We start from the raw sequence: 18,926 nt of genomic DNA, 5'->3' as shown, positions 1-18,926 counted from the left end.
GAGCCACCCTTCCAGGCGGAAGAATTACCCAAATCGGGCTGCGAGGGCTTTTTTTGGGGAGAAACAGCCCTCGATCGTGCGGAAAAACTAGTTATTCGTGAAGCCGACGAGCAAGCCGCCGGTTATTTTAACGCTCAGGTTGTAGAGCACCGCGTAGATGGCACCGAGGGCGGTGATCACAACCATGTTCAGAACCGCCACGACGACCGCGAAGCCCATGACGTTGCCGATGGAAAGGATGGCGGCCAGGTCGGCCGATTCTCCCGCGACGGTCGCGTACAGCTCGTCCACCTTGGTCAGCACCTCGGTCTGCACCAGCACGGTGTAGGTGAAGAAGGTGGCCACGATCGTGACGATAGCCAGGCAGACCGCCACCAGGAATGACAGCTTCACGCTCGACCAGAAGTCGACGTAGACCAGTTTGAGGCGAACCTGCTTGCTCGCGGTCTTGCGAGTGGATTTCTTGGCGAGCTTTTCGGCGACGCTACTCATTCGGTGTCTCTACTTTCCCTGAATCCGCGTTCGGAGCAGTGCCCTCTGCAGCACTGGTGTCGACGGTACCAGCCGTGGCATCGGCATCCGCTGCGCCCTCTTCGTCCGTGGCGACCAGATTACGTTCGATGTTTTTCGCGATGGAAATGATTCGATCTTCATCCGCGAATTTCGCGAACACAACGCCCATCGTGTCCCGGCCCTTGGCTGGAACCTCGGCGACGAACGAGCGTACCACCTTGCCGCTGGCAAGAACCACAAGGACCTCGTCCTCGGGGTTCACAATCAACGAGCCAACCAGATCACCGCGGTCGTCGTTGAGCTTGGCCACCTTGATGCCGAGGCCCCCACGATTCTGCAGGCGGTACTGGTCAGCGGCGGTGCGCTTGGCGTAACCGCCCTCGGTCACCACGAAGACGTAGCCGTCGTCATTGATAACGGATGCGTCCAGCAGGGTGTCCTCGCCGCGAAAGTGCATTCCGATCACGCCCGACGTGCTGCGGCCCATCGGGCGCAGCGCCTCATCGGTGGCGGTGAAGCGAATCGACATGCCCTTGCGAGAGACCAGCAGCAGGTCGGAATCATCTTCGACCAGCAGCGCGGAGACGAGCTCGTCGCCCTCACGTAGCTTGATCGCAATAATGCCGCCGGTGCGGTTGGTGTCGTACTCACTGAGCGCGGTCTTTTTGATCAGGCCGTCGCGGGTGGCGAGGGTCAGATACTGGGCCACCTCGTAGTCGCGAATGTCGAGGATCTGCGCGATTTCTTCACCCGGCTGCAGGGCGAGCAGGTTGGCGACGTGCTGGCCCTTGGCGTCCCGTCCCGATTCCTGCGCCTCATAGGCCTTGGCCCGATAGACCCGGCCGGTGTTGGTGAAGAACAGCAGCCAGTGATGCGTCGTGGTGACGAAGAAGTGTTCGACCACGTCGTCGGCGCGCAGCTGGGCACCCTTGACACCCTTGCCACCACGGTGCTGGTTGCGGTAGTTGTCGCTGCGGGTGCGCTTGATGTAGCCGCCGCGGGTGACGGTGACCACCATCTCCTCTTCGGGAATGAGGTCTTCGATCGACATGTCGCCGTCGAAACCGAACATGATCTCGGTGCGGCGGTCGTCGCCGAACTTGGCGGTGATCTCGGCGAGTTCTTCGCTGATGATCGTGCGCTGGCGCTCGGGGCTGGCCAGGATCGACTTGAACTCAGCGATCTGCAGTTCGAGTTCGGCGGCCTGGTCGATGATCTTCTGACGTTCCAGAGCGGCGAGACGGCGCAGCTGCATGGTGAGAATCGCGTCGGCCTGCAGCTTGTCCACGTCGAGCAGGGCCATCAGGCCTTCGCGGGCGTCGTCGACAGTGTTGGACCGACGGATAAGCGCGATCACCTCGTCGAGTGCGTCCAGCGCCTTGAGGTAGCCGCGCAGGATGTGGGCATCCGCTTCCGCCTTATTCAGGCGGAACTGGGTGCGCCGAACGATGACCTCGATCTGGTGCGCAACCCAGGCCGAGATGAAGCCATCGAGGGAGAGGGTGCGCGGCACGCCGTCGACGATGGCGAGCATGTTGGCGCCGAAGTTCTCCTGCAGCTGGGTGTGCTTGTACAGGTTGTTCAGAACTACCTTGGCAACGGCATCGCGCTTGAGCACGATCACGAGGCGCTGGCCGGTGCGACCACTAGTCTCATCGCGAATGTCCGCGATGCCGGTGATCTTGGCGTCCTTGACCAGGTCGGCGATCTTGATCGCCAGGTTGTCCGGGTTCACCTGGTAGGGCAGCTCGGTGATCACCAGGCAGGTGCGCCCCTGAATCTCTTCGATGCTCACCACGGCCCGCATCGTGATCGAGCCGCGACCGGTGCGGTAGGCATCCTGAATTCCCTTGACGCCGAGGATCTGCGCGCCGGTGGGAAAGTCGGGGCCCTTGATGCGCGCAATTAGCGCTTCGAGCAGTTCTTCGCGGCCGGCGTCGGGGTTGTCGAGGTACCACTGGGCACCAGCAGCAACCTCGCGCAGGTTGTGCGGGGGAATGTTGGTGGCCATACCGACGGCGATACCCACCGAACCGTTGACCAGCAGGTTCGGAAAACGGGCCGGCAACACGGTCGGCTCGAGCGTGCGGCCGTCGTAGTTGTCTTGAAAATCGACGGTGTCTTCGTCGATGTCGCGCACCATCTCGAGGGCGAGCGGGGCCATCTTCGTTTCGGTGTATCGCGGGGCAGCGGCACCATCGTTGCCGGGGGAACCAAAGTTTCCCTGGCCCAGGGCGAGCGGATACCGCAGGCTCCACGGCTGAACGAGGCGCACCAGGGCGTCATAAATGGAAGAGTCACCGTGCGGGTGGAACTGGCCCATCACGTCGCCGACGACGCGGGCGCACTTGGAGAACGCCTTGTCGGGCCGGTAGCCGCCGTCGAACATGGCGTAGATCACACGGCGGTGAACCGGCTTCATGCCGTCACGCACGTCGGGAAGTGCGCGCCCGACGATGACGCTCATCGCGTAGTCGAGGTAGGAGCGCTGCATTTCCAGCTGCAGGTCGACCTGGTCGATCTTGCCGTGCTGCACGAGGTGGGCGGCCTTAGCGGCCGCGGTTGCCGCCGTCTCTTCGGCGTCGGGCTGGCCCGTGGTGTCGTCAGATGTCAAGGAAACGCACGTCCTTCGCGTTTTTCTGGATGAAGTTGCGTCGTGATTCGACGTCTTCACCCATCAGGGTGGAGAAGATTTCGTCGGCGGATGCCGCGTCGTCCAGGGTGACCTGCAGCAGGGTACGGGATTCGGGGGCCATGGTGGTTTCCCACAGCTCCTTGTAGTCCATCTCGCCGAGGCCCTTGTACCGCTGGATTCCGTTGTCCTTCGGGATGCGCTTGCCGGCCGCGGCACCGTCGGCGAGGAGTGCGTCGCGCTCGACGTCGGAGTACACGTACTGGTGCGGCGAGTTGCTCCACTTGAGCCGGTACAGCGGCGGCTGGGCCAGGTACACGTAGCCGAGATCGATCAACGGGCGCATGTAGCGGAACAGCAGGGTCAGCAGCAGGGTGGTGATGTGCTGCCCATCGACGTCGGCGTCGGCCATCAAAACAATCTTGTGGTAACGAACCTTGTCTGGGTTGAACTCTTCACCGATGCCAGCGCCGAACGCGGTGATCATGGCCTGCACCTCGTTGTTGCCGAGGGCACGGTCGAGTCGGGCCTTCTCCACGTTGAGGATCTTGCCGCGCAGCGGCAGAATCGCCTGCGTTTCTGGGTTACGGCCCTGCACGGCTGAACCGCCAGCCGAGTCGCCCTCCACAATGAAAATCTCAGAAATCGATGGGTCTTTGCTCTGGCAGTCCTTGAGCTTGCCCGGCATACCGCCACCCTCGAGCAGTCCCTTGCGGCGCGCGGTTTCACGGGCCTTGCGGGCTGCCATGCGGGCGTTCGAGGCCTGCAGGGATTTGCGGATGATCTCGCGTGCCGGGTTCGGGTTGCGGTTGAACCAGTCGGTGAGCTGGTCGTTGGCGACCTTCTGCACGAACGACTTCGCCTCGGTGTTGCCGAGTTTGGTCTTGGTCTGGCCCTCGAACTGCGGTTCGGCGAGCTTGATCGATACGACCGCGGTCAGTCCCTCACGCACGTCATCGCCGGTGAGGTTGTCATCCTTCTCTTTCAGGATGCCTTTCTCCCGGGCGTACTTGTTCACGAGCGTGGTCAGCGCGGCGCGGAACCCCTCTTCGTGCGTGCCACCCTCGTGGGTGTTGATGGTGTTCGCGTAGGTATGCACACTCTCGGTGTACGCCGTGGTCCACTGCATGGCCACTTCGAGGGCCATCTTGCGCTCGTGATCTTCCCACTCGAACGAGATGATCTCGTCGTTGACCAGGTCGGCCTTCTTGGCACGGTTCAAGTACTCGACGTAGTCGACGAGACCCTGGTCATATTTGAAGGTGTTGCTGACGACTTTGCCGTCGTCGGTGCGGTGGGCTTCACGCTCGTCAGTGAGGGTGAGGCGCAGTCCCTTATTGAGAAAGCCCATCTGCTGAAACCGTGCGCGCAGGGTTTCATAGTCGAACTCGATCGTCTCGAAGGTTTCCGCACTCGGCCAGAAGGTGATGGTCGTGCCGGTTTCGTCGTTGGCCTCGCCCTGCTCGAGGGGAGCATTCGGAACACCGTTGGCGAAACTCTGGCGCCAGATAAACCCCTGGCGACGAACCTCGACTTCGAGGCGGCTCGACAGGGCGTTGACGACGGAGCTTCCGACGCCGTGCAGGCCACCGGAGACGGAGTAGCCGCCTCCACCGAACTTGCCGCCGGCGTGCAGCACGGTCAGCACGACCTCAACGGTCGACCGACCCTCTGCCTTGTGAATATCGACCGGAATTCCACGGCCGTTGTCTTCGACGCGGATCGCGCCGTCGGCGAGAATGCGAATGTCAATGGTGTCGCAGTGTCCGGCGAGAGCCTCATCGACGGAGTTGTCGACGATCTCATAGACCAGGTGGTGCAGTCCGCGCGGTCCGGTGGATCCGATGTACATTCCGGGTCGCTTGCGAACGGCTTCCAGGCCTTCGAGCACCTGGATATCATCGGCACCGTATTCGTGCTCCGGCTCCCGTTCCGCCACGGCTGGGGATATATCTGGGGACGTGCGTTCGGGCGTCGGTTCAACTGTCATCTGAAATTAGGCTCCTGACCATCGCACGGGCGACCATTCAGTCTACCAAACGGGGGGAGACGAACCGGCCATAATCGCCGTTTGACGCGTTTTGTTCAAGGGGGTGACCTTAATTGTTGGGTTACCCGTAGGTATCGCGCGGACCACGCCCTGGAATTGATCTGGGACCCTTTTTCCAGGACGGAGCGTTGGGCCCTTGGAAACGAATTGATTGAATGCCCGCGTCTGGGTATCGATGCGCAATGTGCTCCATGATCACATTGCGCATCAGGCGCAATTGGGTGGCCCAGGCCGTGGATTCACAGTGCACCGTGAGCACACCGTCATCGATACCGGCCGGGGTCGAATGGTTGGCGGTTTCTTCACCGGCCAGCTCGGTCCAGGACGCCAGAAGTTCGGACTGGGCCAGCGGTGAATTCCAGCCCAACTGCATGGTCAACGAATTGATCGTGTCACCCAGACCTCGCGGGTCGCGGCCGATCCCGAAGGGAACACTCGAGCCGACTACCGGCGCAATTCGCTTACGGCCGCGTGAGCGTCTGGCGTTGGGATCACCGAAAACACTCTTGAAGCGCAGATAGACCTGCGCTGCTTCACTGGTACCCGATTCCACCGAATCGACGGTCTCAGTTGTTTCACGTGGAACATTTTCTTCAGCCATCGATGACCGCTCCGGCATGAATGTGAATAGTGTGCGCAACGAGGGCGGGCGGAACATCCTCGAGTACCGCGGCGGTAATCAAAACCTGTTCGAACGACCCGATCGCAGCGGCCAACCGGGCCCGACGCTGCAGGTCGAGCTCGGCAAAGACGTCATCGAGAATCAGGACCGGATCACCGCTGGCTGACTCCTGCCGCAACAGCTGAGCGGATGCGAGTTTCAAGGACAGTGCGAACGACCACGACTCCCCGTGGCTGGCGTAACCCTTGGCCGGCAAGGCATTGAGCATGAAGACCAGATCGTCGCGGTGGGGTCCGGCAAGGGTGATACCCCGCTCCAATTCGCGTTTTCGCAGTCCGACCAGCGCCGTTCGAAAGATATCATTGGTAGACGACTCCACCGAAGCCGCAGATTGCGGGACGCTGGCCGGGAGAACGCCGAGATCGGCATCTTCGTCGGCGCCCAGGATGCTGAGGCTCGCCACCAACGCCGGACCATGATCTTCATTCACGACAGCACGATAGGCCGCCCGCAACGGTTCACCAAGCTGTTGCACGAGTTTGGCGCGCTCGTCGATGATTTCCGAGCCGAACTCCACCAGCCGTTCGTCCCAGATATCGAGTGTGGAGAGTTGGTTGCCGCGCACTCCCGAGGCCCGGGCCGACTTGAGCAGGGTATTGCGTTGTTTGAGCACCCGGTCGTAATCACTGAGCACTGCGGCCAGCCGCGGGCTGCGCAGCACCAACAGCTGATCGAGAAACTTACGACGCCCCGAAGGGTCGCCACGCACCAGGGCCAGGTCTTCCGGAGCAAACACCACACTCGAAAAATAGCGGGGCAGATCGCGGGTCTTGATGACTGACCGGTTGACCTGCGCCCGGTTTTGCCCCGAGCGGTTCAGCTGCACTTCGGCGAGGATATCCCGGCCGTTGTATTCGAGTCGGGCCCGAATAATGCCGGCATCCTGCCCGGAGCGAATCATGGCCTTGTCGGTGGAGACTCGGTGCGATCCGAGCGTGCTGAGAAAGCCGAGCGCTTCGACCAGGTTGGTTTTGCCCTGGCCGTTCCGGCCGACGATGAGGTTCGGGCCCGGAACGAAACCAACCTCGGCGTTCGCATAGTTGCGAAAGTCGGTCAGCGAGAGGTGAGTAACTCGCACCGCTGTTAGCGCAGGAGCAGGTTGGGCTGCAGCAGGTATTTGTAGCTGTCCACTCCGGCCTGCTCGCGCGAAGTCTGGCTGGTGATCAATACCGGCCCGGGCTTATTCGGGTTTTCCGTTTTCGTGAACGAGATGCGCACGAATTCGGAGTGCACGGCGCTGAGCCCGTCCAGGAGAAACTGCGGCTTGAGTGAGACGACGGTCTCGGTGCCGGAGAGAATGGCATCGATGGTTTCCGAAGCCTGGGCCTGCTCGGATCCTACGGCTTCGAGGGTGACGCCGGAGGCGTCGAAAGTGAAGCGCAGCGCGGCTTCACGTTCCAACACGAGCTGCACACGGCGGGTGGCTTCGATCAGGTCCGCCGTGTTCATCACCGCGTAGTTGTCAACGGTGGCCGGGAACAGGCGACGAACGGGAGGAAAATTACCCTTGATCAGCAGCGACGTGACGGTCTTCTTGTTCGCGGTGAACGCGATCAGTTCGCGGTCGTCACTGTTGGTGATAGAAACCGAAATGGTTCCGCTGTGACCGAAAGTCTTACCGACCTCCTGCAGGGTACGGGCCGGCACGAGTGCGGTGATTGTTCCTGCTTCATTGGGGGCGGTGTTGCTGCCCGGATCCCAGTCGATTTCCCGAACCGCGACACGGTACCGGTCGGTGGCTACGAGGCTGAGGCTATTTTCGGTGACCTCGAGTTGCACCCCGGTGATGACTGGGGTGACATCGTCCCGCGAGGCAGCGACGGCAACCTGAGCGACAGCCGCAGCAAATTCCTCAGCCGGTACGAGGCCGGACTGGGTGGTGACCACGGGAATGCTCGGATATTCCTCAACAGGCATGGACAGCAGGGTGAAGCTGGCCGATCCACAGCTGACCTTGATGCGCGAATTTTCCGTGGAAAACCGCACAGGAGCGTTGGGGAGACGGCTGGCGATTTCGGCGAGGAGCCGGCCGGAGACGAGAACTTTTCCGGTCTCTTCAACTTCGGCGACGATCTCGGTCTGGGCAGAGACCTCGTAGTCGAACGACGACAGAATCAAGCCCGTTGCTGTCGCCTCGATGAGTACACCACTCAGAATCGGCAGGGTCGTGCGTTGGGGCAGAAGTTTGACCGCGAAGGAAACTGCTTCGCTGAAGACATCCCGATTGGCCTGAAATCTCACGAAACATTCCTTGCGTTCGACGGGCGGATGGGTGGGCCTCAATGCTAGCTGTTGTCACAGGTCTATTCAGTACCGTGCTGCTCTGAGGGCCCTGGCTCTCAAGGTTGTCGGCTGGATGAAGGTTAAAGAATTCTTGTTAATCTTCTTAACCGTTGTGGAAACTGTGGATAACTCTGTGAAAACCGCTCAGGCATTGGGAACTACACGCTTGTAAGTTGTGGGCGAGCTGTGGAAGTTTGTCATTCGTTTGAGCAAGCGCAACTCGTGGTAATTACAAGTTTCTACAGGCAGGCCTCGAGTTTCTACAGGCGACGACCGGTTGTGTGAGTTAATTCCACAGGGTTATCCACAGGTGTGAAAACTAAAAAAATTTGGGCCCCTCCGGGTCAGAACTCGTACGAGCTTCCGGTGGGGCCGAAATTTTGCTTTGGACATGCCTACTTGTATCTGTGATCTCGCTTCCGCGAGGGGTCGGTATTTTGCTGCTAGGACCTACTTGTATCGGTGGTCCTGCTTGATGCGATTGGTGAGCTCGGTCACTTGGTTATAGATCGACCGACGCTCCTTCATGAGTTCGCTGATCTTCTTATTCGCGTACATCACCGTGGTGTGGTCCCGGTTACCGAAAAGCTGACCGATCTTGGGGAGGGAGAGGTTGGTGAGCTCACGACACAGGTACATGGCGATTTGGCGAGCAGTGGCAATCGCTTGCGAGCGGCTCGACCCGTATAGGTCGTCGACGGATAGTTTGAAGTAGTTGGCCGTGTTCGTAATGATGTCGACCGGGGCGATGACGTTGTCCTCATCCAGAGTGATGAGGTCTTTCAACACCGTCTGCACCAGGTCCATGTCCACCGGCGTGCGATTGAGGCTCGCAAAGGCGGTGACCCGAATCAATGTTCCTTCCAACTCGCGAATATTGGAGGAAACCTTTGACGCCATGAACTCGAGAATGTCGTGGGGAACCTGCAGCTTCTCGCTCTGGGCCTTCTTGCGCAGAATAGCGATGCGGGTTTCGAGGTCGGGTGCCTGGACATCCGTGATCAGGCCCCACTCAAATCGACTGCGCATGCGGTCTTCGAAGCCGGTCAGATGCTTCGGCGGCAGGTCGCTCGTGATCACCACCTGCTTGTTATGGTCGTGGAGCGTGTTGAAGGTGTGAAAAAAGGCTTCCTGGGTTTCAGCTTTGTTCTGCAGAAACTGAATGTCATCAATCATGAGGATGTCGATGTTGCGATATCGGGCCTGAAATGCCGAGCCTCGGTTGTTCGCGATCGAATTAATGAAGTCGTTGGTGAACTCTTCGGAGCTGACATAACGTACGCGGATGCCCGGGTACAGACTCATGGCGTAGTGACCGATCGCGTGCAGCAGGTGAGTTTTGCCGAGCCCCGATGATCCATAGATGAAGAGAGGGTTGTAGGCCTTCGCCGGAGCTTCGGCCACGGCCACGGCAGCCGCGTGCGCGAATCGGTTGGACTGGCCGATCACAAAGTTGTCGAAACTGTATTTGGGGTTGAGTCGGGTCTCGTGCGGCTGCGCCGGAACGGCACCTTCGAATACCGATTGCGGCGGGGCGGGGGTGATGACATCGGGTGGGGTCAGTGTCTGTTGCACCGGGCGCAGGGATTCCTGCTCGAGCTCCGGGTTGACGACCACATAGAAGGTCGACACCGCAGTGGCTTCGTCGAGCTGACCCATCGCGGTCAGCAGGGGAACCCGCATCCGCTGATTGAGCATGCTGGCCGTGAACTCGTTCGGCACTTCGAGGTAGAAGGTACCGGCGGCGATGCCCTTCGGCTCGACCAGACTGAGGAACCCGTAGAGCATGGGGGTGATCGTGGCGTCGGATTCCAACGTGGTCAGAACGGACCGCCAGGTTTCAGCTATCGGCGCTTCTACGTCTGCCATTGTTCCTACAATCTGTGTATTTCGGGTGTTTCACTACTGGACCGCGGCGGACGGGTGCGGGGCCGCTGTTGAACACCGGCAAGCCGCCGTCAGTTGGCCCGCACTGCGGGCGTTTTGGGGCCTGGTTCGAAATCTGGGTTCGAGTTCATCATTAAAGTTATCCACCGCTTGTGTATAAAACCGACCTAATTCTCAGGTTGATGCCACCAACCTGTGGATAACTTGTCTTTACGGTAGTCAATCCCGCTCAGCGAGGCGAATTCAGCGGTGAATCGGCTTCTCCGGTTGGTATCTGTGTTGGAGTCATTATTGTGGAGAATGGGCCGATTCGGGGCCTGAGTTTGACCAGACGTGGCCGAGGCCGTAGTTTTAATCAGTTGACCCCATCCCGCGGGCTTCTAACTTCTGTGCGCGCTGCTGTTCTGGCCGAGGGGAATTTGGCCAGCGGTGATTCAAATACGTGGAGATTGAACTATGAGCAAGAGAACCTTCCAGCCGAACAACCGTCGTCGCGCCAAGGTGCACGGCTTCCGTCTGCGCATGCGCACCCGTGCGGGCCGCGCCATCCTTGGTGCTCGCCGTCGCAAGGGTCGCACCGAACTCTCCGCGTAGGCCAGAGTCTGCCTAGGTTCGTTGTGGTCGCCGGGTTCTCGTGCTCGCTCACGTAAATCGCATCACGAGCGGCAGCGACTATCAAGGCGTCGTTCGGCGCGGTGTGCGGATCGTTGGTGCGCACACCGTTCTCTATGTACGAAAGAGCGCTGAGGTTGCTTCGGGTGCCGCCGGCGTTCCGGTACGGTTCGGCTTCATTGTCGCAAGGAATGTGGGTGACGCCGTGAGGCGCAATCTCGTTCGCCGCCGCCTCAAGGCGGTTACGTACGAACTGCTCTCCCTGGTTCCGCCAGGAACGGATGTCGTCATCCGCGCTTTGCCGACGGCGCAAGGTGCGGCGTGGCAGACGCTGTACGAAGAAGTCCAACGCTCGCTTGCTCGCCCGCTCCCGGCGCGGAAGGGCAGTCCGGGGCGATGAACTCGATACGCGGGACGATCATCCTGATACCCCGCAATGTGGGTGTCGTCATTCTTCGCGTATATCGCGCTGTAATCTCTCCGCTGTATGGAGATGTGTGCCGGTTTTACCCGTCTTGTTCGGCCTACGCACTGGGAGCCGTTCAGGAACACGGACTAGCGTGGGGTTCGGCTCTCACTGCGCGCAGACTGAGCCATTGTCATCCGTGGTCAGAAGGCGGCATTGATGATGTACCGCTCAAGAGCAAACGTCGCTACCGCGTGACGAAGTTCGGTTTTGTTGTCGCACCTAGCCACGGAAAGGGCTAACCCACAGTATGGACCTCATAGGTACGATCCTCTGGCCTCTGAAATGGGTGGTCGAGCTGCTGCTCGTGGCCTTCCACTGGCTCTTTTCGCAGATGGAAATCGCGGGACTGGGCTACGACGACGGTCTCACTTGGGTGCTGTCCATCGTCGGCCTCGTTCTGGTCGTGCGGGCCGCCCTCATTCCCATCTTCGTGCGGCAGATCAAGAGCCAACGCAAGATGCTCGAGGTTGCCCCACAGCTCAAGAAGATCCAGGACAAGTACAAGGGCAAGAAGGACCAGTTCTCGCGTGAGGCAATGTCCCGCGAGACCATGGCCATGTACAAGAAGACGGGTACCAACCCGCTGAGTTCCTGCCTGCCGCTGCTGCTGCAGATGCCGATTTTCTTCGCCCTGTTCTCGGTGCTGAACGACGCCCAGCGCTCCAACGCCGGTGTCGGGCCGCTCAATCAGAGCCTCGCCGAGAGCTTCGGTAGCGCGACGCTGTTCGGAAACGCCCCGCTGCACGACACATTCGCCTCACAGTGGACGCGATGGATCGCCGGCAACGAGTTCAACCTCACCGTCATGATCATCGCCGCCACCATGGTTGTGCTGATGACCGCGTCGCAATTCATCACGCAGCTGCAGATCGTCTCCAAGAACATGTCGCCGGAGACCAAGGCGAGCCCCATGTTCAAGCAGCAGCGCATCATGCTCTACCTGCTCCCCCTCGTCTTCGCCTTTTCCGGTGTGGCTTTTCCGCTCGGCGTCATGTTCTACTGGCTTACCTCCAACTTCTGGACGATGATTCAGCAGTTCCTGGTGATTCGAAACATGCCGACTCCCGGCAGTGAGGCCGCCAAGGCCCGCGAAGAGCGCCTCGCCCGCAAGGGTAAACTCATCGCGACCGACGGTGACATCATTGTGGTCGAGGAGCCCGCCAAGCCCGTGCAGCGTCAGCAGCCGGTTGGTAAGGCCCGCGCCAAGAAGCAAACCGGCCCGAAGAAGTAGTGGAGATCACCGTGACGGACAAGACCGGCCTCACCGAGCTCAGCACCGAGACCAGTACCGTCTCTGCTGACAGCGCAGTTCCCACTGCCCCCGCCACAACGGATGCCTCCTCCCCCACCGCTCCAGAGACGGGCAGTGTCGCCGAGGTTCCCCTCACGACCGACCAGCTCGAACGTGAAGGCGACATCGCCGCCGACTACATCGAAGAATTTCTCGACATCTGCGACCTGGACGGCGACATCGACATCGATGCCCGAAACGGCCGCGCGTACCTCTCGGTCAAGGCCTCCGACGCCGACAACCTGCGCGTGCTGTCCAAGCCGGAAACCGTCAACGCCCTGCAGGAGCTGACGCGCCTCGCCGTGCAGAACAAGACGGGCTCGTTTTCACGCTTGATCCTCGATATCGGCGGGTCCCGCGAGGCGCGCGAAGCTGAGCTTGCCACCCTTGTGGCGCGGGCCATAGAGCGGATCGTTGCCGGCTCGAAGGAAGCTGACCTGCCGGCCATGTCTTCCTACGAGCGCAAGCTCGTGCACGATATCGTCGCCGCGAGCGGTGGCTACCGGTCCGAGTCCTCCGGCGAGGGTCGAGACCGCCACACCGTCATCACCGCAGCCTAGTCTCGCTGGTCATGTCGGAATCTGCCACGCCGGAACCAACCCGTTCAGTCTTGAATAAATTTGAACAGGCGACCCCTGAACAGGTCGCGTCCGACTCGGTTGCCATCGACGCGGTTCCAATCGATTCGGTGGAGCTGGAGACCGAACCGGCCGGCGCCGCCGGCCTCTTCGGTTCCCAGCTCGACGTCATTCGCACTTTTACGAATAATTTGGCTGATCAGGGCGAAATTCTGGGGTTGATTGGCCCGCTGGAACTCCCCCGGCTGTGGTCTCGCCATATTCTCAATTGCGCCATTGTTGCACCACTGCTGCGTCCGGGCCTCGTCGGTGATGTGGGTTCCGGTGCCGGCCTTCCCGGCCTGGTCCTGGCCATTGCTCGGCCGGATGTGAACTTCGTCCTGATCGAGCCGATGGAGCGTCGGGTGGCCTGGCTGAATGATCAGGTTGCTGCACTTCACCTCGCCAATGTGACCGTGGTGCGGGCGCGAGCGGAGGAGGCGAGGCTGGCGCATCCGCTCGACCAGGTCACGGCCCGTGCGGTGAGTGCGTTCAGCAAGCTCATCCCGTTGACGGCGCCCCTGCTGCGTGCCGGCGGCGAGCTCATTCTCATGAAGGGTGAGGGTGCCCAGCGTGAAGTCGACGCCGCAGCAAAGGCTATTCGCAAGCACCGCCTGCGTGATGTCGAGGTTATTACCCTCGGCGCGGGCGTGCTGCCCGAGGTAACCCGGGTCATCCGGGCTACAGTGGACTAGTCCCGAATGTCACCAGATTTGGTGTTCGGGGGTCCCTTTCGGGTGGCTCATCAATCGTCGAACGCAAAGGTTTCACGTGAAACATCCTGCTGAAGATCAGCGCACGGGCAAGGCGGGAGGGTTCGACGGCACAACGCCGCTCGCCCGCGAAATCGCTGAACTCACGCGGCGCCGCCAGGTTATCGCGGCCGGCGAACTGCCCAAACCCGACAAGACCCGGGTGCTGACGATCTCCAACCAGAAGGGTGGCGTCGGCAAGACAACGACCGCCGTCAACCTTGCCGCCGCCCTCGCGCGGCAGGGAGCCCGCGTGCTGGTCATCGACCTGGACCCGCAGGGTAACGCTTCCACCGCCCTGGGAGTGGAGCACCGCGCCGAGACGCCGAGCGTCTACGACGTCATCATCAACGACATGCCCATGTCTGAAGTCGTGCAGAAGAGCCCGGAATTCGGTGCACTGTTCTGCGTTCCCGCTACCATCCACCTCGCTGGTGCTGAGATTGAACTGGTGTCGCTTGTCGCACGCGAGCAACGCCTGCGCCGGGCACTGGACCTCTACCTGGCCGAGATGGCCGAGCCCTACGACTACGTCTTCATTGACTGCCCGCCATCTTTGGGGCTGCTCACCATCAATGCCTTCGTCGCGGCCCGCGAGGTGCTCATTCCAATTCAGTGTGAGTACTACGCCCTCGAAGGACTGAGCCAGCTGCTCAAGAACATTGCCCTGATCGAGAAACACCTGAACCCCGACCTCGTGGTATCAACGATTCTGTTGACCATGTACGACAGCCGTACCAATCTGGCGACCCAGGTAGCCAAGGAAGTACGCGATCACTTCCCCAAAGAGGTGCTGAATACCGCTATTCCGCGCTCTGTGCGCGTTTCTGAGGCCCCGAGCTACGGTCAGAGCGTCGTCAGTTACGACCTCAACTCCGCAGGATCGCTCTCCTACCTCGAAGCAGCAGCAGAAATGGCCCATCGAGGTGCTCCCCGAACCGAAGATAAGCCCCAAATGAAAGATAAGCACTAATGGCGAAAAGAACCGGCCTCGGCCGCGGTATCGGCGCACTCATCCCGGTGCAGGACGACGCGTCGGCTCCCCGGCCGGTTGATGTCTTTTTTCCGCGTAGTGTTTCACGTGAAACGGATGACTCCCCCGAGCTCGTTCCCGTGCCCGGAGCGCGTCTGGCCCACCTGAACCCGCAGGACATCGTGCCCAACCGCGCCCAGCCGCGCACTATTTTCGACGAGGATGACCTCGCTGAACTCGTGCACAGCATTCGCGAAGTCGGAGTTCTGCAACCGATCGTCGTGCGGCCATTAGCGGATGAGCCGGGCAAGTACGAACTCGTCATGGGCGAGCGTCGTCTTCGCGCGACCAAAGAGGTCGGGCTCGACAGCATTCCAGCTGTCGTTCGAGAGACCGCCGATGTCGATATGCTGCGCGACGCGCTGCTGGAAAACCTACACCGCGCCCAGCTGAATCCGCTCGAAGAGGCATCCGCTTACCAGCAGCTGCTCGCTGACTTCGATATCACACAGGAAGAATTGGCGACCAGAATTGGTCGATCGCGGCCGCAGATCACCAACACCCTGCGTCTGCTGAAATTGCCGGTACCGGTGCAGCTACGAGTTGCGGCCGGCGTGCTCTCGGCTGGCCATGCGCGGGCGATTTTGTCCGTGGGTGACCTGGCTGGCATGCTTCGCTTGGCTGACAAGATCGTCGAAGAGGATCTCTCGGTGCGGGCGGCCGAGGCTGCGGCGACATCCGTGCCAAGACTGATTAAGGCTAAACCACTTCCTGGTCGACGCCAGGGGCACCTCGATGAAATCGCTGAGCACCTCGGAGAACGACTCGACACGCGCGTCAAAATCAATCTTGGGGCTAGAAAAGGCCAGATCACAGTTGATTTCGCCACAATTGGCGATCTTAACCGCATTCTTACCGTTCTCGGCGAACCGGCCTTTAGCGCGAGCTAGTTCATCCCCCCGTGGGCCGTTTCACGTGAAACATGGCGCGCGGCGGGGCATTTTTTTCTGTGAACCGCCCCACGGTTCACGGCTGACGGCGAACTATTTACTGCGGTCCATGGCTTGGTCGATCTTGATGGCGCTTGTACGGGCGCGGCGGGCGTTGACGGGTCATTCGCTCCCCGCTTAGACATCGAGGTCTTTCAGGGGCTTCTCGCGAAAAGCGTGCGCGAGTCCGCTGAAAGACGTTCAAAACTCGCAACTTGCGCGAAAAACCCGCCGCCGCCCCTATGTTGCTGAATTCACTCTGCCCACACCGTTGGCAGAGCTTGTATAGAAGTCCATCGCCCTACCGATGGGCTGGTTTGCGGGGATCTTGTCGCGATGTTTCACGTGAAACAGTATCCCGCGGCCACGTGAATTGCCCACCCAGCGGCCGTCGAGCTCGTCGAGACCGTAATCGCCGTCCCGTTGGCTGGTTTGCGGGACGCCTGTCGCGATGTTTCACGTGAAACGGCCACGGCCCGTCGGTCGGCCTCGTCGAGACCGTAATTGCCGTCCCGCGAGCAATTCGCGGGAGCTGCAACGGAGTGTTTCACGTGAAACAGTATCCCGTGGCCGTATGAATTGCCCACAGACCGCCGGTCGAGCTCGTCGAGACCGCAGTCGCACTCCCGCTGGCTGGCCTGAGGGAGTCCTGTCGTGGTGTTTCACGTGAAACAACGCTGAGGCCGCGCAGGTTTCACGTGAAACGTAAGGCCTACTGGCCCGTCAGGGCGTTCGTGGCCAGGGCGGAGTAGGTGGAACCCAGGGTCTGGTTGGTGGCCTCGATCGCCTGCGGCACCAGTGACGTTTCCGTCAGGCCAGGAAGCACGTTGGCCTCCAGGAACCAGGCGGTACCTGCGGCATCGACAATGAGGTCGATACGGCTCAGGTGGCGGAGGCCCAGCAGTGTGTGAATGGCGACTGCGGTTGCGGAAACCGCCGCTGAGGCCTCGTCGGAAAGGCGAGCCGGCGTGTAGAAGTCTGTCTCGCCGGCGTTGTACCGTGCCTCGAAACTGTAGACGCCGTCAACGGGCACGATTTCAACGATCGGCAGAGCTGTGGGGCCGGTCCCGGTGTCAATTACCGCCACCGTAACCTCAACGCCGTCAATATAGGCCTCAACGAGGGCGGTGTTGGCGTAGGTGTACGCGTCGACCATGGCACGGGGCAGGTCCGCTGCGGTGCGCACGATCGTGACACCCTGAGAGGAACCGCCCTGAGCTGGTTTAACGACCAGGGGCAGGCCGATTGCGCCGATCAGGTGCTCAAGTACGCTCGTGGCCCCGAGGTCCCGAAATGTCTCGGTGGAGAGGGCGATAGCCGGGGGAGTGGCAAAACCAGCTCGGCGCACGAGCTCCTTGGCCGTGCCCTTGTTCCAGGCCAGGGCGGCGGCGGGCCCAGTTGAGCCGAGAAACGGGATGCCGGTGGTCTCCAGCAGGGAGAGCAGGGCGCCATCCTCTCCGGTAGCTCCGTGCAGGGTGGGCCAGATCACGTCGGGGGCTTGTTCGGTGAGAGTGGTCAGGAGGTTGGCCCCGGGATCGATCACGGTGACCGTGTGGCCCCCGCCCGTGAGGGCATCCGCTACCCGTCGCCCCGAGCGCAGCGAAACATCACGTTCGTGGGAGATTCCGCCGGCCAGAATAACGATATTAAGGGAGTTGAATTCGCTCATGATCAGGTTTTTCCCTAGCTTGGTGTGGGTGAACGTGGATATCTAGGAGATGTTGGCCGGTGGACCGGCATAGCGTTGATTTCTGGCGCCGGGCCGGTCGGGCGCGGCGCCCAGTGTACCCGTGCCGGCGAAGGTGTCGAGCAGATCAAGCTCGCCGCGAATGACCGTGGCCAGGCGACGGATGCCGACTCTGATACTCTCCGGCGTTGGATAGCAGAAGGCCAAACGCATGTTTTGGCGCCCGTCACCGTCGGCATAGAACGCGGTCCCGGGCGTGTACGCTACCAGTTCCTTGACCGCGCGGGGCAGCATGGCCTTGGAATCGAGCTGTTCGGGCAGGGTGACCCAGACGTAGAATCCGCCGGTGGGGTTGGTCCAGGTCAAATCGGGGAGGTACTCCTCGAGGGCGGCCAGCATAGCGTTCTTGCGCTCGTGATAGACACCGCGGAAGGTGTTGATCTGCCCCTTCCAGTCGGCGGTGGAGAGGTATTCCGAGATCACCATCTGGGTGAAGGAGCTGGGGGAGAGCACGGCAGCTTCGTTGGCGAGCACGAGTTTCTCGCGGATCGCGTGCGGGGCGAGAGCCCAGCCAACCCGAAAGCCGGGAGCCAGGGTCTTGGAGAAGGTTCCCAGGTAGACGACACCGTCGCGCTCGAGTGAGCGAATGGCATCCGGTGCTTGCTTGTCAAAGTAGAGCAGTCCGTAGGGGTTGTCCTCGAGCACGAGAATATTGTTCGAACGGCAGATCTCGAGAATCTCCATGCGGCGTGTCCAGCTGAGGGTGACGCCGGCCGGATTGTGAAAACTGGGGATCGTGTAGAGGAATTTGATGGTGCGACCGGCTGCCTTGAGGGCGGCGATGTGCTCGATCAGCGCGGCCGGGATCAGGCCGTTCTCGTCCATCGGTACATGGTCGACCTCGGCCTGGTACGACTTGAAGATCACCATGGCGGTGACATAGCTGGGGCCTTCGGAGATGACGACATCTCCGGGGTTGAGGAACAACTTACTGACCAGTTCCAGGGCGTGCTGCGAACCGGTGGTAACAACCACGTCATCGGCATTGGCCTTGATGCCCTCGAGTGCCATGACATCGAGAATTTGCTCGCGCAGCAAGGGAACTCCCTGACCAGAGCCATATTGCAGTGCGGTAGCGCCCTTCTCGCGCATGACGCGCTCCATGGCATTGATCACGAGGTCCTGGGGCAGGGCCGCAACGTAGGGCATACCGCCGGCGAGGGAGACGACTTCGGGGCGGGAGGCCACGGCGAAGAGCGCGCGTACCTCGGAGGCTTTAAGGCCGGCGGCGCGATCGGCGTAGTGGTGGTACCACGGGTCGAGGTTGTTGCCGCCCTGCACAGTATTTGTCTGCACAGGCCCGGACTGCTTGTTATCGGCAGTGGAGCCTTGAATTGTCACGTCACCTATCCGTTCTGCTGTCGTCTTCATCGTATGGGGTGACCCCGGGCACCAAAAAACCCGCCCGGTTGAAGCCGGGCGGGTTTTC

The 18,926-nt window shown here is 60.9% G+C and carries 17 protein-coding genes; 8 read left to right on the top strand and 9 right to left on the bottom strand.

The genetic code is table 11. The annotated features are described in order from the left end of the window. Window positions 1–87: 87 nt before the first annotated feature. The 7 genes from BLS91_RS01100 to dnaA all read right to left on the bottom strand — a co-directional run bounded on the left by BLS91_RS01100 (window position 88) and on the right by dnaA (window position 10,029). Entirely contained in the window at window positions 88–492 is a 405-nt protein-coding gene (locus tag BLS91_RS01100; RefSeq protein WP_092338380.1) for a DUF3566 domain-containing protein, read from the bottom strand. Further along, complete coding sequence (gene gyrA, locus BLS91_RS01095; protein WP_233197288.1) at window positions 485–3,049, bottom strand: DNA gyrase subunit A; 2,565 nt, start codon at window positions 3,047–3,049, stop codon at window positions 485–487. Before gyrA ends, BLS91_RS01100 begins: the two co-directional genes overlap by 8 nt. A 67-nt stretch (window positions 3,050–3,116) precedes the next feature. Continuing rightward, window positions 3,117–5,135 carry a DNA topoisomerase (ATP-hydrolyzing) subunit B gene (gene gyrB, locus BLS91_RS01090; RefSeq protein ID WP_092338376.1) on the bottom strand — a complete coding sequence of 673 codons (2,019 nt, stop codon included), beginning with the start codon at window positions 5,133–5,135 and terminating at the stop codon, window positions 3,117–3,119. Between the two features lie 121 nt (window positions 5,136–5,256). Beyond that, the gene (locus tag BLS91_RS01085) at window positions 5,257–5,796 is read right to left on the bottom strand and encodes a DciA family protein (protein WP_092338374.1); all 540 of its coding nucleotides are present in this window, start codon (window positions 5,794–5,796) and stop codon (window positions 5,257–5,259) included. Next, window positions 5,789–6,955: a DNA replication/repair protein RecF gene (recF, locus tag BLS91_RS01080; RefSeq protein WP_092338372.1), complete on the bottom strand. Its 1,167-nt coding sequence runs from the start codon at window positions 6,953–6,955 to the stop codon at window positions 5,789–5,791. Before recF ends, BLS91_RS01085 begins: the two co-directional genes overlap by 8 nt. Before the next feature lie 5 nt (window positions 6,956–6,960). Further along, entirely contained in the window at window positions 6,961–8,118 is a 1,158-nt protein-coding gene (dnaN, locus tag BLS91_RS01075; protein ID WP_092338370.1) for a DNA polymerase III subunit beta, read from the bottom strand. Window positions 8,119–8,610: 492 nt separating this feature from the next. Next, entirely contained in the window at window positions 8,611–10,029 is a 1,419-nt protein-coding gene (dnaA, locus tag BLS91_RS01070) for a chromosomal replication initiator protein DnaA (protein WP_092338368.1), read from the bottom strand. A gap of 474 nt (window positions 10,030–10,503) precedes the next feature. Between dnaA and rpmH the strand changes: the two genes are divergently transcribed. From rpmH to BLS91_RS01030, 8 genes are all read left to right on the top strand, one after another. Continuing rightward, on the top strand, window positions 10,504–10,641 hold the full coding sequence (rpmH, locus tag BLS91_RS01065; protein WP_010204566.1) for a 50S ribosomal protein L34: 138 nt from the start codon (window positions 10,504–10,506) through the stop codon (window positions 10,639–10,641). A gap of 40 nt (window positions 10,642–10,681) precedes the next feature. Next, window positions 10,682–11,059, top strand: coding sequence for a ribonuclease P protein component (rnpA, locus tag BLS91_RS01060; protein WP_092338366.1), 378 nt, complete (start codon window positions 10,682–10,684; stop codon window positions 11,057–11,059). Next, complete coding sequence (gene yidD / locus BLS91_RS01055; protein WP_092338364.1) at window positions 11,056–11,367, top strand: membrane protein insertion efficiency factor YidD; 312 nt, start codon at window positions 11,056–11,058, stop codon at window positions 11,365–11,367. The genes rnpA and yidD overlap by 4 nt, the downstream gene beginning before the upstream one ends. Window positions 11,368–11,375: 8 nt before the next feature. After that, on the top strand, window positions 11,376–12,359 hold the full coding sequence (gene yidC / locus BLS91_RS01050; protein ID WP_092338362.1) for a membrane protein insertase YidC: 984 nt from the start codon (window positions 11,376–11,378) through the stop codon (window positions 12,357–12,359). Between the two features lie 11 nt (window positions 12,360–12,370). Next, the gene (locus tag BLS91_RS01045) at window positions 12,371–12,979 is read left to right on the top strand and encodes a Jag family protein (RefSeq protein ID WP_092338775.1); all 609 of its coding nucleotides are present in this window, start codon (window positions 12,371–12,373) and stop codon (window positions 12,977–12,979) included. A 119-nt stretch (window positions 12,980–13,098) separates the two neighbouring features. Beyond that, complete coding sequence (gene rsmG / locus BLS91_RS01040) at window positions 13,099–13,731, top strand: 16S rRNA (guanine(527)-N(7))-methyltransferase RsmG (RefSeq protein ID WP_241983082.1); 633 nt, start codon at window positions 13,099–13,101, stop codon at window positions 13,729–13,731. A gap of 76 nt (window positions 13,732–13,807) precedes the next feature. Beyond that, window positions 13,808–14,761: a ParA family protein gene (locus BLS91_RS01035; RefSeq protein WP_092338358.1), complete on the top strand. Its 954-nt coding sequence runs from the start codon at window positions 13,808–13,810 to the stop codon at window positions 14,759–14,761. Beyond that, entirely contained in the window at window positions 14,761–15,711 is a 951-nt protein-coding gene (locus BLS91_RS01030) for a ParB/RepB/Spo0J family partition protein (RefSeq protein ID WP_092338356.1), read from the top strand. Before BLS91_RS01035 ends, BLS91_RS01030 begins: the two co-directional genes overlap by 1 nt. A 751-nt stretch (window positions 15,712–16,462) precedes the next feature. On the opposite strand, the gene BLS91_RS01025 is transcribed toward BLS91_RS01030, so the two are convergent. Further along, complete coding sequence (locus tag BLS91_RS01025) at window positions 16,463–17,419, bottom strand: D-alanine--D-alanine ligase family protein (protein ID WP_092338354.1); 957 nt, start codon at window positions 17,417–17,419, stop codon at window positions 16,463–16,465. 42 nt (window positions 17,420–17,461) lie between these two features. After that, window positions 17,462–18,793 carry an aminotransferase-like domain-containing protein gene (locus BLS91_RS01020; protein ID WP_241983065.1) on the bottom strand — a complete coding sequence of 444 codons (1,332 nt, stop codon included), beginning with the start codon at window positions 18,791–18,793 and terminating at the stop codon, window positions 17,462–17,464. Window positions 18,794–18,926: the final 133 nt, after the last annotated feature.

The organism is Cryobacterium flavum (assembly GCF_900103805.1).
In the GTDB taxonomy this organism is placed as follows: domain Bacteria; phylum Actinomycetota; class Actinomycetes; order Actinomycetales; family Microbacteriaceae; genus Cryobacterium; species Cryobacterium flavum.
The sequence above is the reverse complement of the archived record's forward strand: the minus strand, read 5'-3'. Positions and strand labels throughout refer to the sequence as shown.